Annotated in this window: 18 protein-coding genes; 8 read left to right on the plus strand and 10 right to left on the minus strand. The window is 51.1% G+C overall.

Translation table 11 applies throughout. The features are described 5' to 3' along the window. Positions 1–30: 30 nt before the first annotated feature. From IPH59_15225 to IPH59_15245, 5 genes are all read right to left on the minus strand, one after another. Positions 31–3,819, minus strand: coding sequence for an efflux RND transporter permease subunit (locus IPH59_15225; GenBank protein MBK7093042.1), 3,789 nt, complete (start codon positions 3,817–3,819; stop codon positions 31–33). Between the two features lie 3 nt (positions 3,820–3,822). Further along, the gene (locus tag IPH59_15230; GenBank protein MBK7093043.1) at positions 3,823–5,670 is read right to left on the minus strand and encodes an efflux RND transporter periplasmic adaptor subunit; all 1,848 of its coding nucleotides are present in this window, start codon (positions 5,668–5,670) and stop codon (positions 3,823–3,825) included. An 83-nt stretch (positions 5,671–5,753) separates the two neighbouring features. Then, positions 5,754–5,981 (minus strand): hypothetical protein, encoded by a 228-nt coding sequence (locus IPH59_15235; GenBank protein MBK7093044.1) that lies wholly within the window; start codon positions 5,979–5,981, stop codon positions 5,754–5,756. Beyond that, on the minus strand, positions 5,981–6,208 hold the full coding sequence (locus tag IPH59_15240) for a hypothetical protein (GenBank protein ID MBK7093045.1): 228 nt from the start codon (positions 6,206–6,208) through the stop codon (positions 5,981–5,983). Before IPH59_15240 ends, IPH59_15235 begins: the two co-directional genes overlap by 1 nt. 19 nt (positions 6,209–6,227) lie before the next feature. After that, the gene (locus tag IPH59_15245; protein ID MBK7093046.1) at positions 6,228–7,550 is read right to left on the minus strand and encodes a TolC family protein; all 1,323 of its coding nucleotides are present in this window, start codon (positions 7,548–7,550) and stop codon (positions 6,228–6,230) included. A gap of 270 nt (positions 7,551–7,820) precedes the next feature. On the opposite strand from IPH59_15245, the gene IPH59_15250 reads away from it, so the two are divergent. From IPH59_15250 to IPH59_15265, 4 genes are all read left to right on the plus strand, one after another. Next, positions 7,821–8,879: a hypothetical protein gene (locus IPH59_15250; protein MBK7093047.1), complete on the plus strand. Its 1,059-nt coding sequence runs from the start codon at positions 7,821–7,823 to the stop codon at positions 8,877–8,879. Beyond that, positions 8,876–10,210, plus strand: a complete 1,335-nt coding sequence (locus IPH59_15255) for a sigma-54-dependent Fis family transcriptional regulator (protein MBK7093048.1) — start codon at positions 8,876–8,878, stop codon at positions 10,208–10,210. The genes IPH59_15250 and IPH59_15255 overlap by 4 nt, the downstream gene beginning before the upstream one ends. Before the next feature lie 84 nt (positions 10,211–10,294). Continuing rightward, positions 10,295–12,619, plus strand: a complete 2,325-nt coding sequence (locus tag IPH59_15260; protein ID MBK7093049.1) for an AsmA family protein — start codon at positions 10,295–10,297, stop codon at positions 12,617–12,619. Between the two features lie 37 nt (positions 12,620–12,656). Beyond that, positions 12,657–13,208, plus strand: coding sequence for a serine acetyltransferase (locus IPH59_15265; protein MBK7093050.1), 552 nt, complete (start codon positions 12,657–12,659; stop codon positions 13,206–13,208). 89 nt (positions 13,209–13,297) lie between these two features. On the opposite strand, the gene IPH59_15270 is transcribed toward IPH59_15265, so the two are convergent. From IPH59_15270 to IPH59_15285, 4 genes are all read right to left on the minus strand, one after another. Then, positions 13,298–13,510 (minus strand): hypothetical protein, encoded by a 213-nt coding sequence (locus IPH59_15270; GenBank protein ID MBK7093051.1) that lies wholly within the window; start codon positions 13,508–13,510, stop codon positions 13,298–13,300. 151 nt (positions 13,511–13,661) lie between these two features. After that, positions 13,662–13,871, minus strand: coding sequence for a hypothetical protein (locus tag IPH59_15275; protein ID MBK7093052.1), 210 nt, complete (start codon positions 13,869–13,871; stop codon positions 13,662–13,664). A gap of 38 nt (positions 13,872–13,909) precedes the next feature. Beyond that, on the minus strand, positions 13,910–14,080 hold the full coding sequence (locus IPH59_15280) for a hypothetical protein (GenBank protein ID MBK7093053.1): 171 nt from the start codon (positions 14,078–14,080) through the stop codon (positions 13,910–13,912). Continuing rightward, positions 14,073–14,759 (minus strand): hypothetical protein, encoded by a 687-nt coding sequence (locus IPH59_15285; GenBank protein MBK7093054.1) that lies wholly within the window; start codon positions 14,757–14,759, stop codon positions 14,073–14,075. Before IPH59_15285 ends, IPH59_15280 begins: the two co-directional genes overlap by 8 nt. A gap of 282 nt (positions 14,760–15,041) precedes the next feature. On the opposite strand from IPH59_15285, the gene IPH59_15290 reads away from it, so the two are divergent. The 4 genes from IPH59_15290 to IPH59_15305 all read left to right on the plus strand — a co-directional run bounded on the left by IPH59_15290 (position 15,042) and on the right by IPH59_15305 (position 20,842). Then, positions 15,042–16,328 carry a replication-associated recombination protein A gene (locus IPH59_15290; GenBank protein ID MBK7093055.1) on the plus strand — a complete coding sequence of 429 codons (1,287 nt, stop codon included), beginning with the start codon at positions 15,042–15,044 and terminating at the stop codon, positions 16,326–16,328. 72 nt (positions 16,329–16,400) lie between these two features. Beyond that, a complete protein-coding gene (locus IPH59_15295; GenBank protein ID MBK7093056.1) occupies positions 16,401–17,672 on the plus strand; it encodes an asparagine synthetase B in 1,272 nt (423 codons plus the stop codon). A gap of 236 nt (positions 17,673–17,908) precedes the next feature. Beyond that, entirely contained in the window at positions 17,909–18,625 is a 717-nt protein-coding gene (locus IPH59_15300; GenBank protein MBK7093057.1) for a hypothetical protein, read from the plus strand. Positions 18,626–18,691: 66 nt separating this feature from the next. After that, the gene (locus IPH59_15305; GenBank protein MBK7093058.1) at positions 18,692–20,842 is read left to right on the plus strand and encodes a DUF2723 domain-containing protein; all 2,151 of its coding nucleotides are present in this window, start codon (positions 18,692–18,694) and stop codon (positions 20,840–20,842) included. 11 nt (positions 20,843–20,853) lie between these two features. Here IPH59_15305 and mtaB read toward each other — a convergent pair whose 3' ends face one another. Beyond that, the gene (gene mtaB / locus IPH59_15310; protein ID MBK7093059.1) at positions 20,854–22,164 is read right to left on the minus strand and encodes a tRNA (N(6)-L-threonylcarbamoyladenosine(37)-C(2))-methylthiotransferase MtaB; all 1,311 of its coding nucleotides are present in this window, start codon (positions 22,162–22,164) and stop codon (positions 20,854–20,856) included. Between the last annotated feature and the right edge of the window lie 53 nt (positions 22,165–22,217).

The following is a 22,217-nucleotide window of genomic DNA, read 5'->3' on the forward strand; positions in this document are numbered from 1 at the left end:
TCCCCTTTGAATTTCCTGTAACAATGGCGACTACAACTCTTGGCCGCGTTTGAGCCGATATTCCGCCACATAGCTGTGCAATACCGGCACGGTTAGCACTGTGATGATTGCAATGGTCATGCCACCAAATGACGGTATCGCCATAGGAATCATCACATCAGAGCCTTTGCCGGAAGCTGTCAATATCGGTATCAGTGCCAGCAGAGTTGTCGCCACGGTCATCAATGCCGGACGGATTCGTCTGGAGCCGGCGAGGATTATCGCCTCACGTATCTCTGCCGGCGAGGTTGGTTTCTTGTCCTTGAACACCTGCTTGATGTAAGTAGATATCAGAACGCCGTCATCGGTAGCGACGCCGAAAAGCGCGAGGAAACCGACCCAGACTGCGACGGACAGATTGTACATCTTGATATTGTAGAATTCGCGGACATTCTCGCCAAAGAGCGAAAAGTTGAAGAACCATTCCTGCCCGTAGAACCACATCATCAGGAATCCACCCGACCACGCTACAAAGATTCCGGTGAAGACCAGCATCGTAACCGGCACGTCCCGAAACTGAAAATATATCAGCATGAAAATGATGAACAACGCGAGCGGGATCACAATGAGAAGTGTCTTCTCGGAACGTATCTGGTTCTCGTAGCTTCCGGCAAAGCTATAACTCACACCGGACGGAATGACGAACTCGCCGGAAGCGATTTTCGCTTTCAGAAATTCGTCGGCTTCCTCGACAACATCAACTTCAGCACTTCCGGGTTTCTTGTCGAAGATGACATATCCGGTGAGGAATGTATCCTCGGAACGGATCATCATCGGCCCGCGAACGTAGTTGATGCTCGCCAACTGGATCAAAGGAATCTGTTTGCCATCTGATGTTGCCACCAGTACGCGAGCAATTTCCTCGATCGAATTTCGCAACTCGCGTTGATATCGTACCCGCACCGGATAGCGTTCGCGGCCCTCGACGGTGGTAGTAATCGGCATGCCGCCAAGAGCAACCTCGATGACATCCTGCACATCGCGAATTGTCAAACCGTAACGTGCAATCGCGTCGCGATCAATTTCGATTTCGAGATATGGATTGCCGACGATACGGTCGGCGACGACTGTCGCAGGCTCTACCGAGCCAACTTCTTTGAGAAGTTTCTCAATTTCCAAGCCTACAGCATCGACAGTTTCGAGATTCGGCCCCTTGATCTTGACTCCCATTGGTGCGCGCATGCCAGACTGCAACATGACAATGCGTGCCGCAATCGGCTGAAATTTTGGCGCTGACGTGACACCGACCAATTTTCCAGCGGCCACAATTTCTTTCCAGATATCGTCGGTCGAGCGGATATGTTCGCGCCATTGGCGAAACGGTTTGCCATCATCATCTGGAATCAGCTCGCCGCTTGGGTCTCGGACAAAGGCATTCGAGTCTTCATCAAATCGAAACTTGAGGCGGTTACCGTCTTCATCGCTGAGGTACTCGGATTTGTAGCTGATGACGGTTTCGATCATCGACGTTGGCGCAGGATCAAGCGAGGATTCGACGCGTCCCAACTTGCCGACTACTGATTCGACTTCCGGAATACTCTCGAAGGATTTGTCTTGAAGCTGCAGTATGCTGAGCGCCTCGTCAATCGACGCGTGTGGCATTGTCGTCGGCATATACAGGAAAGAGCCCTCATCGAGGTCGGGCATGAACTCCTTGCCGGTTCCGGGAAAGGCGTGGTTCACGGCTACATAAGGCGAGGATGAACGAATGAAGTTCGGCATGAATCCAAATATGGAATCGAATCCGAGCCAAATGATAAATCCGACAATCGTCAACGCGGTCGGCATCGAGAGAAACAATAGCCGGTTGTTCAAGCACCAACGCAGTACCGGCTGGTAAGCCTTGATGAACAATAGGAATAGTGCAAGTATTCCGCCTACAACCAAGACGACGAAAATAAAATTCAAGAATTCGCCGGTGCCGACTCCGAGCGGCATCCAGTGCTTTGCAAGGATCGACGCCACAAACAGCGCGAGAGCATAGTTGATGTACATTGGCATTTTGGTCTGAAGCGAGTCGGACAGCATTGGTTTGGAGATCATGTAACCCGCGATTGCAATCAGCATCAATCCTGCCAACCAAAGAGACCACATTGAAATCAATACAATTCCCGCCACGCCGAGCCCAATTGGTATGAGTCGCGAACTTCGTTTCTGCTTGCCGGGGTTGCTGAACATCAAGTGCGCAAGCGCAGGAACGATAGTCAGCGCGACAACGACCGATGCGACCAGGGCGAATGTCTTGGTGTAAGCCAGCGGCTTGAACATCTTCCCTTCGGCGGCAATCATCGTGAAGACCGGCAGAAATGAAACCACCGTGGTTGCAATGGTTGTAAGAACTGCTGAACCGACCTCTGAAGTTGCTCTAAAGATAATGTTGCGTCGCGACGTTCCGGGAGGAGCTTCGTCAAAGTGGCGCAATATGTTTTCGCAGATGACAATCCCCATATCGACAATGTCGCCGATGGCAATCGCAATTCCCGCAAGCGCCATGACGTTTGCGTCTACACCGAATAGCTTCATTCCGATGAATGACCCAAACACAGCCACCGGCAGCAGCCCCGATATCAGCAGCGAACTGCGAAGGTGCATCACCATCACCAGCACAACGATTATTGTGACGATGATCTCATCTACGATAGCAGAGTTGAGTGTGCCGAGGGTCTCGTAGATAAGGCCGGTACGGTCATAGAATGGCACAACTGTGACTTTTGAGATTGTGCCGTCAGCCAAGGTTTTCTGCGGCAATCCGGCGGATAGCTCGGCAATCTTGCTCTTGACGTTCTTGATTGTCGCCAGCGGATTCTCTCCGAATCGCGCGACCACAACACCGCCGACGACTTCGGCCCCGCCCTTGTCGAGAATTCCCCTGCGCATCGCTGGACCAAGCGAGACTGTCGCAACATCCTTGATGCGAACCGGTAGATTGTTGGTTTGCTTAATTACTGAATTCTCGAGATCGGCGACACTTTTGAGAAATCCGACGCCGCGAATCGTGTACTCGATGTTGTTGATCTCGATCGTTCCGGCGCCGACATCGATATTGGATTTGCGCACTGCTTCAAAGACGTCTTCGAGCATCACATCGAAGGCGCGCAAGGCACTGGGATTGACATCGACTTGATATTCTTTAACGAAACCGCCAATAGAAGCAACCTCTGCAACACCTTCCGCTGATTGCAGAGTATAGCGCACGGACCAATCCTGAATCGATCGCAGTTCGTGCAGATCCCACCCGCCAGTTGCCTTGCCAGTAGGGTCGCGACCTTCAAGAGTGTACCAGAAGACCTGCCCCAACGCAGTTGCATCTGGTCCGAGAGTCGGCTTCACACCCGGTGGGAGAACTTCAGAGGGCAGTGAGTTTAGCTTCTCAAGTATGCGCGTTCGCGACCAATAGAACTCAACATCGTCGGTGAAGATGATGTAGATCGTCGAAAACCCGAGATACGAGTAGCTGCGAACAGTCTTGACGCCGGGTAGACCCAGCAATGCCGAGGTTAGCGGATATGTGATCTGATCTTCAATATCTTGTGCTGAGCGGCCATCCCACTCGGTGAAGACGATCTGCTGATTCTCGCCGATGTCGGGAATGGCATCGACGGCAACCGGATCACGAGGAAGAAAGTCAATATCCCAATCGAACGGCGCTACTATCACTCCCCAGACGAGCACAGCCAACGTCACTAACAGGACAACCAGCTTGTTGTCGAGGCAGAAGGCGATGATGCGGTCGATCAACGACATCTTGGACGGATCAGGAATTTGATAGGGATCGTTCATCGATTAGTTCTCTGGCTTGAGCGCCTGTTTGATCTCGCCACAACGCAACATCATGTCGCCATAGAAAGAATTGTATACCGTGTCGACAGTCTGCAGCCAATAGGCGCCTTTGTTATTGCGAGCCATCGGGCAAAATGTCAGGTAGTAGTTCATATCGCTACCGTGACCGAAAGTTTTGTGTAGATCAATGACCGCGTTGGAAAGATGGAAGAACGCATCGCGTGCGCCTTCAATATCAGTGGCTTTCGCAGCAATCTCTGAAAACTTTGTCATCTGTGCTGACAGTTTCATCCACTGGTCATGTGCCGAGCCTGAGAATAACGACATATCGACACTCGCGATTGTCTTTTCAAGTTGACTGGCATGCTTCCGCGAGGCATCGAGATCATCGTCTGCCAGCGCCATTTGGAATTTGAAGTAGTCGTTGTAAAGGGGAGTCAGTGCGTTGCGTGCGGATGTCGAAACGACATTGTCATCAGGTGTTTCAGCAACCGCATGAAGTTGTGAATCGTGACCGGTGGAGACAGAGCTTGAACGATCCGGCGCTGACATCATGCTCGGTTTCGCCTGAATCTGCAGTTCGCTGTCGAGCCTGAACGCACCGTTGGTGACCACCATGTCTCCTTCATTCAATCCTTCGACTACGATGTATTGATCCCCGACACGCTTGCCGATGGTGATTTCGCGGCCCTCAAACAACGGGCCTTCTTCGCTGGGCAGCTGCACATACACGACGGCGCGTGTCCCAGTGAACAGCACTGCCGTCGCAGGCACCAAGAGCGACTGAGCAGAAGCATCATCAGATGCTGTAGTCGTATTGACTATCGCCGTTGCAAACGTTTCTGGTTTCAGCTGTCGATTTGTGTTGTTAACGATTGCTCTTACTTGCACTGTGCGAGTCATCGGATCAAGAGTTGGATTGATGAAATCGATCTTTGCAGTGAATTGTTCACCGGGAAATGACTCAACGACAAAACGGATTTCGTCGCCGACAGAGAGAAACGAAATCTCGGATTCATAGGCTTCAAAAACCGCCCACATCTTGGAGAGGTCGGCAATTCTGAACAAGTCCATGCCGGGTTCAACATATTGACCCTCGACTACCATTTTCTCGATGACAATTCCACTTTCGGGAGCTTTCACTGCCAGGTGTTCGGAAACGTCGGACTGCGTTTCAATGCCGGCAATCTGTTCATTCGTGAATCCCAGCAGGCGCAACTTCTCGACGGCAGCACGAACGTTGGACTCAGCGGTGCTCTTAAGAATGTCGCTATTCGATTGTGCAATTCCGGCAAGTGACGCTTTTGCTGCAATGAGCTCCTTTTGTGCCGACAGCAATTCCGGCGAGTACAGCTCCAGCATCGTCTCACCGAGCTTCACTTGCTGGCCCGTGGTATTGATGTAGAGTCGGTCGATGCGCCCGCCGACTCGTGCAGAAATGCGAGAGAGTCTGGTTTCGTCGACTGCGAGTTTACCGAAGAGTCTTAGCTGTTGTTGTGCATTGCCGCGCACAACTCGAGACACGGTGATCTGAGCAAGCTGCATCGACGACTCGGACATTCTGATTTGGCGCGGACCAAGGTCATCACCTCCCGCCGCGTCGACGGGTATCAAGTCCATGAAGCAGATCGGGCACTTGCCTTGCTTGGGAAGCTGAATCTGGGGATGCATTGAACAAGTCCAGACTTCCGGCGCCTTGGCTGTCTCCGCCGATTCACTGCCTTCGGTCGCGCCGGACTTGCCGCCTGAAATCAAAGCACCAAGAGCGAATGCAACAACCGTCACGACAGCAATGGCAATCCAGAATGCCGGTTGCCTGACAAGATTTCCTCGACTGCTGGACTCACTCATGACTTTCAAACTCCCTGCGTTGATTTGATGCTCTTTGCAACGGGCGGAGTTTGTTGGCTCCGCCCATTAGGTTTTTGTTCGGACTAACCGTGATTGTGACCTTCATGTCCAGTCGGCTGCTTTTTCTCTTCCTTCGGGGCCGGGGTCATTTCATCCAGCTTCTTCAGGAACTGCTGTTCTTTGCCGGTGAACATGCTCTTGCACTTGTCACTGCAAAAGTAAACACGGCGTCCTTCAAAATCGGAGAAGATCGTTTTGCCTTTGAGTGAATCTCCGGAGACCGGACAGGCGGTCTGGATATTCTGGAACACTATTCCTTCGGCAGCGGACTTCTTGAAGTACTTATCCGGCTCGGCCTTGATCTTGGGAATGCAGGCTGGACAGCAGTGATAGACGCGCTGTCCTTGAATATCGGTATAAACAGTCGAGTGACAGCCGGTTCACCCTTGGATTCGACCTTGGCGTCTTCACCAAACGCCGAAAAGGCCGCAACGACCGTGAGCGTGATGATCGCTAATGCGATTTTGCGTAATGTCATGAGATTCCTCCGTGGATATTTATTTGTTACTGTTTAATACTAATCTTGTCCCGGTGATCATTTCCAATTCTGCAATCTTCGTGGCTGCATCGACTTTGGCGCGTTCCGCTGTTAGCTCAAAATCGAACAATTGACGCTGCGCATCGAGAAGCATCAGGAAGTCAATTTGCCCTGACTGGTAGGAAGTAATCGAAACATCGAGAGCCTCTTTCGCCTTTGGAATCAGACCGTATTGATAGAGGCGCAGTTTTCGCAATGCATCCGCATACTCGAAGTTTGCCATTGCGATCATCGACGCGATCTCGTTTCGCTCTTCCTGGTGCATGAACTCGCTCATTCTTACACGCGCACGCGCTGCATCACGCATAGCGCGATTTTTGCCGAACCAGATCGGCAACGAAAGTTGAACGGTGAGCATGTACTCGTTCATCGTCTCTTCTTCAAAGGTCATATCATTCAACAAGGTGGCTCTCTCGTACTCGATACCGAGCATCAGCTCCGGATAACTCATCTTCTTGACGACAGAAACTTCGGCTTGTCGCGATTCGATCTGTTTGGAAATCGATGACAGACTCGGACTGTTTCTTTCAGCGACACTCACAAGCGAATCAGTAGAGAACTGGACTTCCGAGATAGCCGGAGCGATTGGCTCGGGAAGTCTCGCGTCTTGCGGTAAGTTCAGCAATGCCAGAATGCGCGCCTTTGCCGGAAGAAGCATCTGCTCCATACTGCGGATCATCTCTTCCATCTGTCCAAGTTCCAGTTGAGCTTTGATCAGATCAGGGTGCATCGCCAGTCCGGCCTGGTAACGCGTGCGAATGACCTCTTCGAACTGTCGCATCAGATTGAAACTCTCGGAAGTCAAAGCCAACTGCTTGGCGACGTAGTAGTACTCATAATAGGCTGACTTGACGGCATAGACCGTTGCCAGCTCTTCGGCGAGAAAAGATTGATAGTCAGCATCGGCATTCAACGCTGCAGCGTTCTTCCTCGCTCCGAGTAGACCCAACCACGGAAGCGGCTGCATGATTCCGAATTTCTGTCGATCCGGTCCGACCGGTTCAGAAAACTTGTTGTAACCGTACGAGTAGCTCAAGATCGGATTTTCGAGTGCTCCGGCAGAACCCTTCATCGCGAGTGATTCCTGCCACTTTGCATGGCTTGACTTCAAACCACTGCGGTTCTTGAGTGCAATCCCGATGTAGGTGTCAAGCGTCGCAGTCGAATCGACGCCAAACACAATCGTTGAATCGGATGGCTCGGTGGAGGCGCGCGACTCCGCACCAAGAACGCTGGCCTGAATACAGACCGCGATAATTATGTTTGCAAGAATTCGGCTCACACCCTTTACATAACAAAAATTGTACCAGTAGTCATAAGTCGTTGTCTATCAGGTTGTTACATCGAATTATGATGGTCTCCTGTAGGCAAAGATTGTAGAATAATCTCCATCGTTGTAGAATATTCTCCAATTCGCCAGGTCGATTTACGTAGAATCTTGTCGGATAAAGTTGGCTGAATCGTTCTCCAACATCGACTTGGAAGCGGCGTTGGTCCGCTTTTAAATTGCGGCATCGGTGTTGCTTTGATTCAGCATTTGAGAGGAACTGTCTTGATCAGTATCGACGACAAGCGTTACAAAATAGCAATCATTGCAGCGATCACTGTGTTGACCACGGCAATCCACTACGGATTCGTGCTCGAGCCGATTTTCGGCGACGCCCATTGGATTCACGCTGTCCATAGCCGCTTCTGTTATATCCCCATCGTCATCGCTGCCGCCTGGTTTGGGCTCCGCGGTGGAATCTGGACAGCCACAGCAATAACCATCACGGTTCTGCCTTATGTTTTCGGGTCGAGATCAAGTGAACACAACTTCGCCGGCGAATTAGTTGAGATCGTATTCTACTTCGCACTGGCGTTGCTAATCGGTGCACTAATAGATCGCGAGTGGCGTGCGCGACGCAGACAACAAGAGATGCAGCTCCAACTTGAGCGTTCGCAGAAATTGTCATTGGTCGGACAAGTTGCTGCCGGTGTCGCCCACGAACTCAAGAACCCGCTGGCGTCGATAAAGGGCGCTGTTGAGATCATCAGCGACGCGAACACTGCAGAGAATGATCGCTCTGAATTTCGAGAAATTCTGTTTCGTGAGATTAAACGAATGGACGGAACCGTTACCGAGTTCCTGGAGTTCGCTCGCCCGAAGCCAACGCGATTGGAGAGAATTGATCTCTCTCAATTGCTTCTGTCAAGCTTGCGACAACTCGAAACACAAGCATCCAAGGACTCAATTCATATCGCTGATGAAGTCGAGACAGGCGTTGTGATTGAGGGCGATCGAGAGAAGCTGCATCAACTAATTCTCAATATCGTCTTGAATGCAATTCAAGCATCAAAAGCCGACACGAAGATTAGTGTCCGCTTGCGCAACCGCGCCAATAGTGTCGAAATGACATTTTGCGATCAAGGTCAAGGAATCAGTCCGAGTGACCTTGAACGAGTCTTTGAGCCGTTCTTTACAACGCGAGCTTCCGGAAGTGGGCTTGGGCTTGCGATAGCAAAGTCAATTGTCGATGCACACGGCGGAAGCATCGAGATTCAGAGCAAAGAGCTATCGGGCACCACAGTGACCGTTGAACTGCCTCAGAAAAGTGATTCGCTGAGATGATGCGAATTCTTTTGGCTGACGACGATGCTGCATTGCGGCGCGTTCTGGAATTCAAACTGAAGAAGAATGGCTTTGAGGTTACCACCGTCGCTGATGGCGAGGAAGCATTGTCACAGGTCAAAGCTCATTCTTATGACCTTCTGCTAGCCGACATTCGCATGCCTCGACTGACGGGAATTGAGCTTCTTGAGAAAGTGCGCAATTTTGAGCCGACATTAAAGGTAGTTCTGATGACCGCCTACGCAACGGTACCGCAGGCAGTAGAAGCGGTCAAACTTGGCGCATTCGACTACCTGACCAAGCCCTTCGATGACGAGCAATTGCTTCTGACAATCGGCAAGGCACTCAAGTTCAAGAAACTTGAGGACGAAAATTCGCGCCTCAAGGCGGAGTTAAACTTCCGTTCGGGATTAAATGAGATCATCGGCGACTCGGAACCGGTGCATGAACTAAAAGAGATCATCACTCAAGTCGCTCCAACCGACGCGACTGTATTGATTACCGGCGAATCGGGTAGCGGCAAGGAACTGGTGGCGCGAGCAATTCACGCACTGAGCCCACGAGCGAGTTCGCAAATGGTGGCGGTAAACTGCGCGGCTTTGCCGAGGGACTTGCTCGAATCCGAGTTGTTCGGACACGTCAAAGGTGCATTTACCGGAGCCGCGAAAGACAAACGCGGGAAGTTTGAAATCGCAGGCGGTGGAACGTTGATGTTGGATGAAATCAGCGAACTCGCAATTGATCTGCAAGCAAAGCTTCTCCGCGCCATACAAGAGCGGGTGATTTCCCCGGTCGGCAGCGAAACAAGCCGCGAAATCGATGTTCGCATCCTCGCAGCGACAAACTTGAACTTGAAAAAACGTGTGAGCGACGGCAAATTTCGGGAGGACTTGTTTTACCGACTCAATGTCATTCCCATTCACGTGCCGAGTCTTCGTAAGCGGTCATCAGACATCCCTCTGCTGGCGAGCCATTTTCTGAACCGTCATGCGCCAAGATCGGATGTTCGAATAGACCCGGAGTTAATGACGATTCTGACCAGGCACCACTGGCCGGGCAATGTTCGCGAATTGGAAAATCTCATAGAACGGATGGTTGTACTTCGTCACGGCGATATGCTGACAAAATCGGATTTGCCGAAGGATTTTTCAGTAGAACCGGAAAAGACTGAAACACCCCAGACTGTCACATTTCACGAAGCCGAGAAGAGTCTCATACTGAGCGCTTTGGAAAAGAGCAATGGCAATCGAACCAAGGCAGCTGAATTGCTCGCTATCCCGCGTCATGTTCTGCTCTATCGGCTCAAGAAATACGGAATCGCTCCTGAGTGACAATGGTGAGATACGCGAAAACGCCATGACGATTGGCAATTATAGTTTTGCTTCAAACGCGCAAACAACTGATCTTGGACAAGTATGAACTGGAAACGCCTTCTTATAATCTTCTCAATTTCACTTTTTGCAGTCATCGTAGTTGCGTTGATTTCGGTGAAGCTGCTCGTTTCACCCGCTGCGATAAGTCAGGCAATTGTGCCGAAAATATCGGCGATGCTGGATCGCGAGGTCAAGATCGGCAAGGCGGAGCTGGGACTGTTCCCTATTGGTGTGCGTATAGCCGATGTCACCATCGCCAACAAGGAACCGTTTGCGAGTCGTCCGTTAGCGACGATTGAACGTATCGATGCAAATCTGCAATATCTTCCGCTTTTGTTGGGCCGGATTAAAGTTAAGTCAGTCACGATCCACGGTTGGGAGATGCTTTTGTTCAAGGATTCTCTTGGATCCGTTAACTACGATTTCTTCTCAGCCCGGGCGATGTTGCCGAATGAACAACAACAATTTGAGGAGCCGCTCTGCCGCAAATTCAGACTGGACAACGGCAGACTTCTGGTCAGGGACGATTCGACCGGATTTCGACTGCTGTTCGGCAATGTTAAGCTCAACTACGATCTTCTTGGTGAGAGGCAGTCTGAAATTTCGGGCCAGTTGGAGATCGACTCGATGTTTGTCTGGGCAGGCGCCGGCAACTTCCTGATCCAGCCGAAAGCACTTTCCGCCAATTGGCTGGGCTACTATTCACTGTCGAAAGATTCCCTTTCCCTGCGGCGATGCGAGTGGCGGCTCGACAAGTTCGCCGGGCGGCTTGAAGGCTCGGTCGGGCGAGTCACTTCTTCCCCATCCGTTAATCTTCGAGTTCTATCGGAGCGGACGGACCTTGCCGGATGTGCCGATTCTCGCGTCTTGGCGGCGATACCATTTCTTCGCGATCTTGATCTCGGCGGGCAGATTCGAGTCGATGTCGCCTATTCCGGGAAAGCAGGAATACCTGAGAGCCGCAGTCTTCGCGGCAAGGTTACGGTTACAGATTTCACCGGTATTCTGCCGGAGAAGAGTATTGATCTGCGGATGAAGCTGCTCGAGGCAAATTTCAATGAACAGACGCTCTCACTTTTCACGGAAGCGGGATCCATCGGCTCATCGCCGGCATCGTTCCGGTTTACTGTCGACAATTACGACGACCCGACATACTCCGGTGAAATCAATCTGACAAGCGATGCCGCAACTCTGGCTCGAATCCTCAATGCAAAGCCCGAACTCGCGTTTGCTGGACTTGTCGAAACCAATCTGTCCGGATTCGTCAAGCCGTCCGCGCCAGACCAGGGTCGCGTGTTCGGTTCAATGGTGATAACGGGAATGTCGGTAGCAGATTCTGCCGCTGGTTGGTCGCTGGATACCTTGAATACCGAAATGCACTTCAGCGGAAACTATGTGCAGATACCGCAATTCGACTTGAGTATCGGATCGAACCGACTCCAAGTGTACGGCAACGTGACCGACTTCCCGCTGGTGTTGACGGAAAGCCGCAAGGCACGCAAGCGTCCTCGTTTTGAATTCAGTCTCTCCAGCAACTACTTTGACTTTGACACGTTGGCATCGTTCAACAAGGGCGCTGTCAACGCAAATGACACGAGTGCAGTCATGCGCTTCGTTGACCAGCTCGTCGATTTCGACGCCAGCGGACAAATCCGTGTTATGGCCGGACGCGCGGGAGAAGTCGATTTTGAGTCGCTTGAATCGCATGTTTCCGTAACAAACCGGATTGTCTACAGCGATACCTTGAATGTTCAGGTTTTCGATGGCACAATGAACGGCGAAATCATCTATGACTTCAACGAGCTCTTGAATCCAGACTTCGAATTGGACCTTCGCGGAAAGAATATCTCGACTGCGAAGATTCTCAATCGCTGTACCACTTTTGGCGAGACACTCTCCGGGGATATGGATATCCAATTCGTCGCTCGCGGCCGCGGACTCACAGTGGAAACACGTCGCCCGACACTGAATGTAAAGGGCAGAGTCATAATTGAAGACGGCAAAATTTCAGCCTTCGAATTCTCGCAGAGATTTGAGGATTTCCTTGGAATCAAGGCGTTTGACAAGGGGCAAGTTGATGATCTTGTTGCCAACTTTGACTTTGCTGATCAAACCCTTCGGTTCAATCAACTGGAATTTGATTCTGACGACATTGAGTATTCCATCGAAGGCACGATTACTCAAGATGGAATGACTGACCTGTTGATTAACCGGAAGTTGTCAAAGGATGATGCCCAGGTGCTGCAATCATTGCCTGAATTCCGCGATCTCAGCGGTGGAAAGCAACCGAAGTGGGCGGCATTCCGATCAAATGGTCCGACCGGCAGTCCCACAATTCGTGTCGTTTCAGTGCGACAGAAAGATTAACTACTCTTTTGTCCTCAACCTTTGTTACATTCTGATTATGGCATTCGAAGATATCAAAGCAATTTACCGCAACGATCCAGCGGCACGCGGAATTGAACCGGTCCTGTACTCCGGTCTTCACGCGATTCTCTTTCATCGAGTATCTCACCGTTTCTACAAATGGGGATTTCGATTCATCGCGCGAGTCATCTCTCAGACCTCGCGCTTCCTGACCGGTATCGAAATTCATCCTGGAGCAACAATCGGCAAAGGACTCTTCATCGACCACGGCATGGCTCTGGTTGTTGGAGAGACGGCTGAGATCGGCAAGGACTGCGTGCTCTTCCACAACGTTACCCTGGGCGGAACCGGAAAACACAAAGGCAAACGCCACCCGACGCTCGGCGACGAGGTCTTTGTCGGCACAGGCGCTGTGGTTCTCGGTCCGGTTAAGATCGGCAATCGGGTGAGGATTGGCGCGAACTCATTTATCTACATGTGTGATATTCCTGATGACGCAACGGTTGTCGGTAGTCCGGCGCGAATGGTGCGCCTGCGCGGTGAAGCTGTCGATTTGCCGCTGCCGAAGACGATTCATATCGAAGACTGACATTATAGCCGGGCAACGAAAATAAGAGAGCCGGATTCAATGAGAATCCGGCTCTTTGACTATGTATCTGTATTCGGAATAATCAGAATTTAGTTGCCGCCGCCGAAGCCTTCTTCGGTGCCGCAGTCAAAAGTACCGTAGAGGACTACGCGGTACTCGCCGGTCTGCGGATTGACGGTCTCGACCTTGCAACGGCAGGTGGTCGAGTTGAGCAGGATTTCAGTGAACTTCTGTTGAAGCTTGGCCGGTGAGGTTGGGGCCTTTTCGATCGAATTGACGTCTGTGACGCTGAATTTTCTCATTGGTCAATCTCCTGTAAACAATGTTACTACATGTGGCTGTCTGAACATTTGTGCCAGATCAGCATCTACTGTTCCTACTCGCGGGGCAGAATATCATCCTTGCCAGTTACCCCGATGTGGTGCCTCCCTGCTTACGACTTTCGCGACAAGCTTAGTAGCGGTCGGTGTTCCAGCCGCGGTCCAGATCAAGCGTGCCCTGAAGGACAATGCGATACTCGCCGGTTTCCGGATTGACGCCTTCAACTTTGGCGCGGGTGTTGATGGAATTGAACACGAGGGCGGTGATGCCTTCGTTCAACTGGCGCGGCGAAGAGACCGGGCGCTCAAAGAAACGGAAATCGTTGAAGTTGAACCAGTACATGGTTCCTCCTGTAGATGGGGTTTAGAGATGATACAAGGTCACGAACGAGGGTTCGTTTGCGCCTTGCTGCCTGTTTTCAATTCGTTGTGATTGCACGAAAACACCATGCGATAGCCTTCGCGATTGTCGAGATCGCAACGAGCTGTGTCTGTCTTGAGGACCACCGGGTGCTTCGGATGAATTTGCTTTAGGATTTTATTGTCAGACACTTTGGGCTCCGTTGTCAAAGTAGTGGAAGTGCGCAAGCTGGTCGATCGCTGAACTGATGTTCTCGACCGACTCGCTCAATGCTGAAGCGAGCTTGACGATTTCTTCCTTGGTTTCCGGGAATACTGAGATCATACTCGCGACTTCAAGAAGGAGATGCGCGTCGTCCTCAATCGGGTTGCCGGCGATGAAGTTGTTCATCAGATTGGCCGCGAAGCAGGCGGCAAAGATGCCGATGCGAGGATCGGCGCATTCGACGAATAGATCGAAACGGCTCTCGGGCTTTTTCCAACCGCAGGTGATGCCTGAGCAACTTGGCATTTGGCCGACATTGCACTGTACATCCACCATCAAGTGTTCAAGGAGATGCGGGAAATCTGCCAGTTCGCCGATTCGCTTCACTGCGACTCCCTGTTCGCTGGCAGCGTAAAGTGGCGCTGATTCCCAGCCTTCACAGCAAGAATGTTTGGAAATGGAAGGGAAGATGCCCGCCATCGAGCGGTAGAGGTCAAGAAAGCTTTCTCGTGAACAATCGCTGTTCTCGTCGACATCAACTACGACCTTAATCTTGTTCAAGCCTCGGTTAAAGCGGCTATAGAGTTTCTCGACATCAGGGAAATCTCCATAGTACATTGCCAAGATGTTTATCAAATGAATCCACAATGTCCGGGTTAATACCACCTTGCGCTGTCCCACAAGTTATCGGAAGCAGTTGGACCGACTTTAGTGATGATTGTTGGGCATTTTTCGCACCGGAGATATCTTCAAGGCGGATAACACGCTAGCTCATCATCTCATTGCTGATTTGTGCCGAGGGAACGATTGCACCCGGTTGAGTTTATCGGTATATTGATTGGCGCCTCAGTCTGGCAGTGTGCAAAAACAAGGAAGTAACCGGTGAGCGATTTGTTTGAAGATGATGTTCCGCTGAAGAAAAAGCGCAATGCGCCGCTTGCTGAGCGAATGCGCCCGGAAAAGCTCGACGAGTTTGTCGGACAGCACGATCTGATGGATGACGGCAAGCCCCTGCGCGTACTGCTCGACAAGGGTAGAATCCACTCGGCTATATTCTGGGGACCACCCGGCTCCGGCAAGACCACTCTTGCCTATTTGATCTCCAAGACTCTGAATCTCAAGTTCATTTTCTTCTCTGCAGTGACTTCGGGAATAAAAGAAATCAAAGAGGTGATGGCGGAAGCTGAGAAGACTGAAGCACTGTATGGCCAGCGCACAGTGCTGTTCATCGATGAGATTCACCGCTTCAACAAGGGCCAGCAGGATGCTTTCCTGCCGTACGTCGAGTCGGGGAAAATCGTCCTTCTCGGGGCGACGACAGAAAATCCTTCGTTTGAAGTTGTAGGCGCGCTCTTGTCACGACTTAAAGTGTATCTGCTCAAACCGCTTGATTCCGACGACCTGGAGAAGATTATCACCCGCGCATTGTCTGACAAAGAACGAGGCCTTGGCGCCAAGAAGGTCGAACTCAGTCACGATGCCAAATCATACATCGTACAAGTAAGCGGCGGCGATGCCAGACGCGCTTTGACGCTCTTGGAATTGGCTTGCGAGGCCGATCCCAACTGGGAAAAGGGCTCAGCTGATATCACTTTGGAGAGAATCACTGAGGTGCAACAGAAGAAAGTACTACTATACGACAAGTCAGGCGAAGAGCACTTCAACTTGATTTCAGCGCTCCACAAGTCGATGCGCGACTCTGACCCGAATGCGTCGCTATATTGGCTGGCGCGGATGCTCGCCGGCGGAGAGGACCCGCTCTATATCGCCAGACGTGTGGTGCGATTTGCCGTCGAGGATGTTGGACTTGCGGATCCGACAGCAATGGCAGTCGCTTTGAATGCCAAGGAGGTCTATCACTTTCTCGGCACGCCGGAAGGAGAGCTCGCGATTGCTGAGGCAGTCGTTTATCTTGCCGCCGCCCCTAAGTCCAATCGAATATATAGGGCGTACAAGAAAGTAATGAAAACCGTAGAAGAAGAACCGGCATACGAAGTGCCGTACCATATCCGCAATGCCGTTACTGGAATGATGAAGGGTTTCGGATATGGCAAAGGTTATCAATATGCGCACGACGTTGACAATGCCATAACTGGCCAATCAGATCTTCCCGACCAGCTCAAGACGCGGGATTTTTATGAACCGTCGGAGTTTGGGATCGAGAAGAAGATCAAGGAACGGCTCGAATACTGGGAAGAAATCAGGAAGAAAGCTCGCGAACAGGGTAGAAAATAATCGTACCGACGACTTGGGCGAAACTGCAACTACCCTGTATAATCAAGATGTAAATAGACAAACATGGGACTTATGAAGACATTTCGATTTCTAATAATTTCGCTCATTGGATTGACAATAATCTGCTCGCACGCCTTTGCCAATAAGATCTTGATCTACATGGATCGCGAACAAACGAATCACCTCAAGGCCTACGGCGTCGCATTCTGGACGCTTAAACAGAATCGTCCCGTCGAGTGGTTGTTGAATTATCGCGGCGGTTCATTCCTGTTGGATGATTTCGAAGGTATTAAGAATTTATGCGCTCTGCGCGGCGTCGCTTCAACGACAATTGACGCCGGCGATGAGGCGCTTCTGCGTGCCACTATCGAAGAGAACAACATGGAAGCGGTATTGCTGGAGAAAGCGCCGGCAGTGGCGATCTATAGTCCGCCAAACAACGAGCCGTGGGACGATGCCGTGACACTGGCTCTCCAGTATGCTGAGATCGAGTACAAGACTCTCTGGGATCCAGAGGTTCTGGACGGTAAGTTGGAAGAGTACGACTGGCTGCATCTTCATCACGAGGATTTCACCGGGCAATATGGCAGGTTCCATAACTCGTTCCGCAATACTCTATGGTACCAGCAAGAAGTCGCGACAAACGAACAGACAGCACGAACGCTCGGTTACCGCAAGGTTTCCGATATGAAGCGCGCCGTTGTATTGGCGGTCGAAGACTTCGTCGCCCGCGGCGGTTTCATGTTCTCGATGTGTTCGGCGCCGGAGACATTCGATATCGCGCTGGCGGCTCAAAACACCGACATTGTTCCGAAGGAATTTGACGGCGATGCAATTGATCCGGGCTACGAGGGCAAACTTGATTTTGGCAAGTGCATGGCGTTCGAGAATTTTGATTTGTCAGTGAATCCGCTTGAGTACAAGCACTCTGATATCGACACCTATCCCGACCGACAGAAGTATGCTGCGGTTCCGGAACTTGATTACTTTCAATTGTTCGATTTCTCCGCAAAGCTCGACCCGGTGCCGACGATGCTGGTCCAGGACCATGTTGGTGTGGTCAAAGGATTCATGGGACAGTCCACAGCTTTTCGTAAGTCGCTTCTGAAAAAGTTCGTGACGATTCTTGCAGAAGTAGATGGACAAGACGAGGTCCGCTACGTTCACGGCAACTACGGAAAAGGAACTTTTACTTTTCTTGGCGGGCACGATCCGGAAGATTACCAGCACATGGTTGGTGATCCGCCGACCCAATTGGAGTTATTCAAGGACTCGCCCGGATATCGATTGATACTCAACAACATCCTATTCCCGGCTGCTAAGAAGAAAGAACGCAAGACTTAACTCACTGCTACTGTCCAAGATAGTGATAGTGAAATAATTCTCTTGATTTTCGAATCAGCATTCGTTAGATATTACTATCTTCGCTGACCTGAACAGGTCGGATAGACGGCTAAATACCCAGCATCTCTTAGAATGTCGTCAGTGCGCGTAAGCGCAGATTTTGCAGGCAATCTGGTTGTCCGCACGTTGATAGAGAATGAAGCCACACATTACAATGCAACCGCTTGGAGGATTACGTGTCCGGTGCGAGTGATATACTCATCGCCAATATCAGAGAAAAAGGCTCGGAAGTTACCGCCTTCCTGGAAAAGGAAGGAATCAACATCCGATACACAGCACTGCGGCTAATCGACTATCTGATTGCCGGACGAATTGCGGTTATCCGTCGCACAGTTCCGGCATTCATGGATGATCTGTCCAACAAGCTGGTGTACCGGACCGCGCCGGAATTCAAGAGGACCTTCCCTGACCCGCTTTACATCGTTGAAGGCGACAGACCCGCATCGACAATATCATCGACAACACATGGCCGCTCCGGTGTGACCTATCTGACCTTTGTAAATCGTATTCCGATTATTTTCTCCAGCACTCCCGAAGAAACCGGAAAGTACCTTGCTCTAATGATGAAGCAGGTGGCGTTCGCGTCGACTGCCGAGAAGATGGGTAATGACTCCGAAGAAACACCGGACGATTCGACTATAGAAATCGATGCCGAAGTTCAAATGCAGGTTCTGTCGGCGATTCCAGGTATCAAGGAAGAAGACGCCAAGGCATTGATAGCCAAGTTTGGTACTCTTCGCGCTATCGCGACTGCTGCCGAGCCTGAACTTGCCAAGATTAAAGGCATTGGCGGCAAGAAGGCAAAGTCGATTGCTCAGGCATTTAACTCATCAGTCTTCGACACCCAGCCGGCAACGAACACTAAGACTTCAAAGACTTCTTCTATTCGATAGAACTTTCTGCTCAATTAGAATTCAGTCTCTCATTTTCAATTCCAAGATTGCGTGTATATTGTTTGCGTGATCAGCACTCCGCAAACTAAGAAGTATTTCGCGGCGCTTTCTTTCGCGTTGCCACTGTGTCTCTATCTGGCAACTGTGTGCCGTGGAATACCGATAGGCGATGCGCCGGAACTCGCGCTTGCTGCCGCAAAGCTCCAGATTGCGCACCCGCCGGGCTACCCACTATTGACAATCGTCGGGCGTATCTGGAGCGAAGCGTTCTTCTTCATGCGCCCCATAGTTGCGCTCAATTTGTTGAGTGCAGTGTTTGCCGCGTCAGCTTGTGGAATGCTCTACATTCTGCTATTGAGATTTGTCTCAGGTCGCGGAATCGCAATCTATGTCGCTGCCCTTGCTGTTACAGTTGCATTTGCTGCAAGCCGAACCATGTGGGCGACTGCGACCGGTTTCGAGGTCTATGCGTTGGCGGCATTCTTCGCCGTTGCCATTATTCTCTCCTTGATTCGCTTCGTACAAAACGGCGAGCGGCGGTTTTTCCTACTTTCAGCATATCTGCTGGGACTGTCATTGACTAATCACCTGTCGTTACTCGCTTTGTTGCCGGCGTTTGCAGTAGCGACTTTCACCAAGCGTTCGATCTTGAACTTGCGGACGATTCTCGTGGCGGCTGTCGTCGGTGTGATTCCCGGCACTCTGTATGCCTATCTGATGATCCGCGCCAAATTCGATCTCGTGATGAGTTGGTACAATCCGCAAAGACTAACCGGCCTCAAACAGCAGATGTTTGCCGAGACTTATCAACGGTTCGTCGCTTCTCCTGACTTTGCCGATCTGATTCCCTATTTTCACCGACTGTGGAGCCAATTCGGAAGTGAATTGGTGCTTCCTTTCATTGCGTTGGCGCTGGGTGGAATTGTCATCCAAACTCGACGAGAGCCAAGAGTCACCGTCATTCTCGCTTCAATTGTACTTGCAAACTGCGCACTCAATTTCAATTACACGATCAGCGACATTGCACCCTATTACTTGCCCACGATCATCGTAGCGATGATCTGGCTGTTTGAACTTCTTGTCTGGCTGATCAACTTCGGGCGAATCGCCGCAGTAGGTGCGGCAGTGATTGCATCGGCTATTGCCGTCGTTGCCACAGTCGGTAACTTCGACCGCTCCGATCTTTCGGATCGCACCAAATCTGAACTCTATGCAAAGGACCTATTCGAGAACGTTCCACCGGGAGGCGTCATATTCTGTGGAAGCGATAACTCAATGTTCTCAACGCTCTACTTGCGCTACGTTGAGAATTTCCGAAGTGACTGTAGCGTGTACGGTCACCTGCCGACGATGAGTCATTTGCAGCGAGAACTGGGGTATCAGTTTGAAGGCGATTGGACGAACTTCCCCGACTTGCTGAGTCATGCCATCAGTTCCGATACGCGTCCCGTTGTAATGGCGCGCGAATTGATGAATTTCGACAACGACTTCCCGCGAATTCGCGAGGGCCTCATCGCTCGAGATTTGGTTTACGTTGTGGATTCCACAATTCAACTGCCGCGAATCGAACCACAAGTCGATTTCGAGAATCCACCTGCGCTGTACGACCCCAAGGAGGCGCTGATGTACGCAGTTTACAGCTTGGCTGCGGCCGAGACAGCAACAAGTCATGATCAATCCGAAGCAGACCGACTGTACAACCGCACTATCAGAATGGTCAATGCGATCCGAGAACCATCGCTCTCGAGCGCACTCGCAGCATACTTTGCGAATCGCGACGAACAGCGCTATGCGATTTCAGTTATCGAACCGACGCTGCTATTGCCAACGCTGCGCAAATCGGAGCGGCTGCAACTGCTCGGCGGGCTGGGAACCGCACAACTGCGACTTCAGAATACTGTGGCTGCGAAATCGGTTTTCAACCAAATGCTCGGGCTCGACAAAGCAAACACCGAGGCGCAATTTCAACTACTGACATTGGAGGCTTCGGACGCAATCAAGAACAATAACTTGCAAGGGGCAATTTCTGTCTACGAGCGCATGGCGTTGCTCGCTCCTGATCAGTATCAGGTCACAATGCAATTGGCTGTGTTGTATACAGAAGTTGGAAACAGGGACGCTGCCCGATCGGCGCTTCAACGCTGTATCGATGTCAACTATCGACGTGACGAAGCGACATCGTTATTGCACCAATTGAACTCGAATGGCGGGGAGTAGTTTAGTTTGCGCTACGCAACAATTAGCGTTTTGCTCGTCGTCGGAGCAGCAATCAAGCGGTCGTGCTCAAGATGCGAAAGCTGTACCGATACTATTTGATTCTCCAAAGCACGCTCCGACTTGACGTGCACTCGCATATAGTTTTCCGTATAGCCCGTCCAGTAGCCATCTTCCTGCGTCTCAAACAGCACACTGACTGATTGTCCAACATGCGCTGCGTAAAATGCTCGTCGTTTGCGCTCGGACAACTCAATCAAATTGCGCGTGCGTGCCTTCTTTACCTGATGAGGGACCTTTGGCTTCAAATCCCAGGAGGGCGTACCGGGACGATCGGAATAGGTGAAGACGTGGAAATAGAAAAAGGGCAAGTCAGTCAAAACATCGCGAGTATTCTGGAATTCGGTCTCGCCTTCAGTCGGGTACCCAACCATGATATCAGTACCAAGACCGATATCGGGAATCAGCTTGGCCGACCACTCAATGAATTTCGCGAACGGCTTGATAGTATGTTTGCGCGCCATTGACGAAAGAATCTTGTCATCGCAGCTTTGCAGCGGAACATGCAAGTAGTGACAAAGCTTTTCTGAAGACGCCATATAGCGCACCAGTTCAGCGCCAATCGTAGTCGGCTCAATCGAGCTGATTCGAATACGCGCCAGACCGTCGATTGCTTCGAGGCGTTCAATTACCTTGAGAAGGTTCTTCCCGTCGTTTTTATAGGTTCCAATGTTGACACCGGTGAGGACAAGTTCACGATGGCCGGCGGAAACCAGCGCTTCAGCTTCGCGAATGATATCGTCGAAATTGCGACTGCGGGCACGGCCCCGCACGGTGGGGATGATGCAGAACGAGCAGAAGTAGTTACAGCCATCCTGAATTTTCAGGTTCGCGCGAGTATTGAATGTATAGAGCCCGCTGGTTTCGATGGTGAATTCTTTATCGGGCAGTTTCGGCGAATGAATGATTTGCGGCGAATGGTTTTTGTTCAGCCCATTGAGAAACTCGCCGACTCGAAGTTTATGTTCATTGCCAATTATCAAATCAACTCCGCGGATGCCGCTGATGGTTTCAACACCACTCTGGGCGTAACAGCCGACAACTGCGACAAAGGTCGTTGGATTGATTCGCAACGCCGCGCGAACAGCTTGCCGGCATTTGGAATCCGCCTGCTCGGTGACTGTACAGGTGTTGATAACGGTCACGTCGGCGGGTTCGCCGAATTCGACGATCTCGAATCCGCGCGAAGCGAGACTGTTGGCTATGATAGCTGTTTCGGCTTGATTGAGCCGACATCCAAGCGTATGTAACGAGGCTCTTGGCAACTAACTACTCCGCAAATTGACAACCATGGCGCCGGATGGTGGCGCTGTCGAAG

The sequence above is a fragment of the bacterium genome (assembly GCA_016708315.1).
Classification (GTDB): Bacteria; Zixibacteria; MSB-5A5; order CAIYYT01; family CAIYYT01; genus JADJGC01.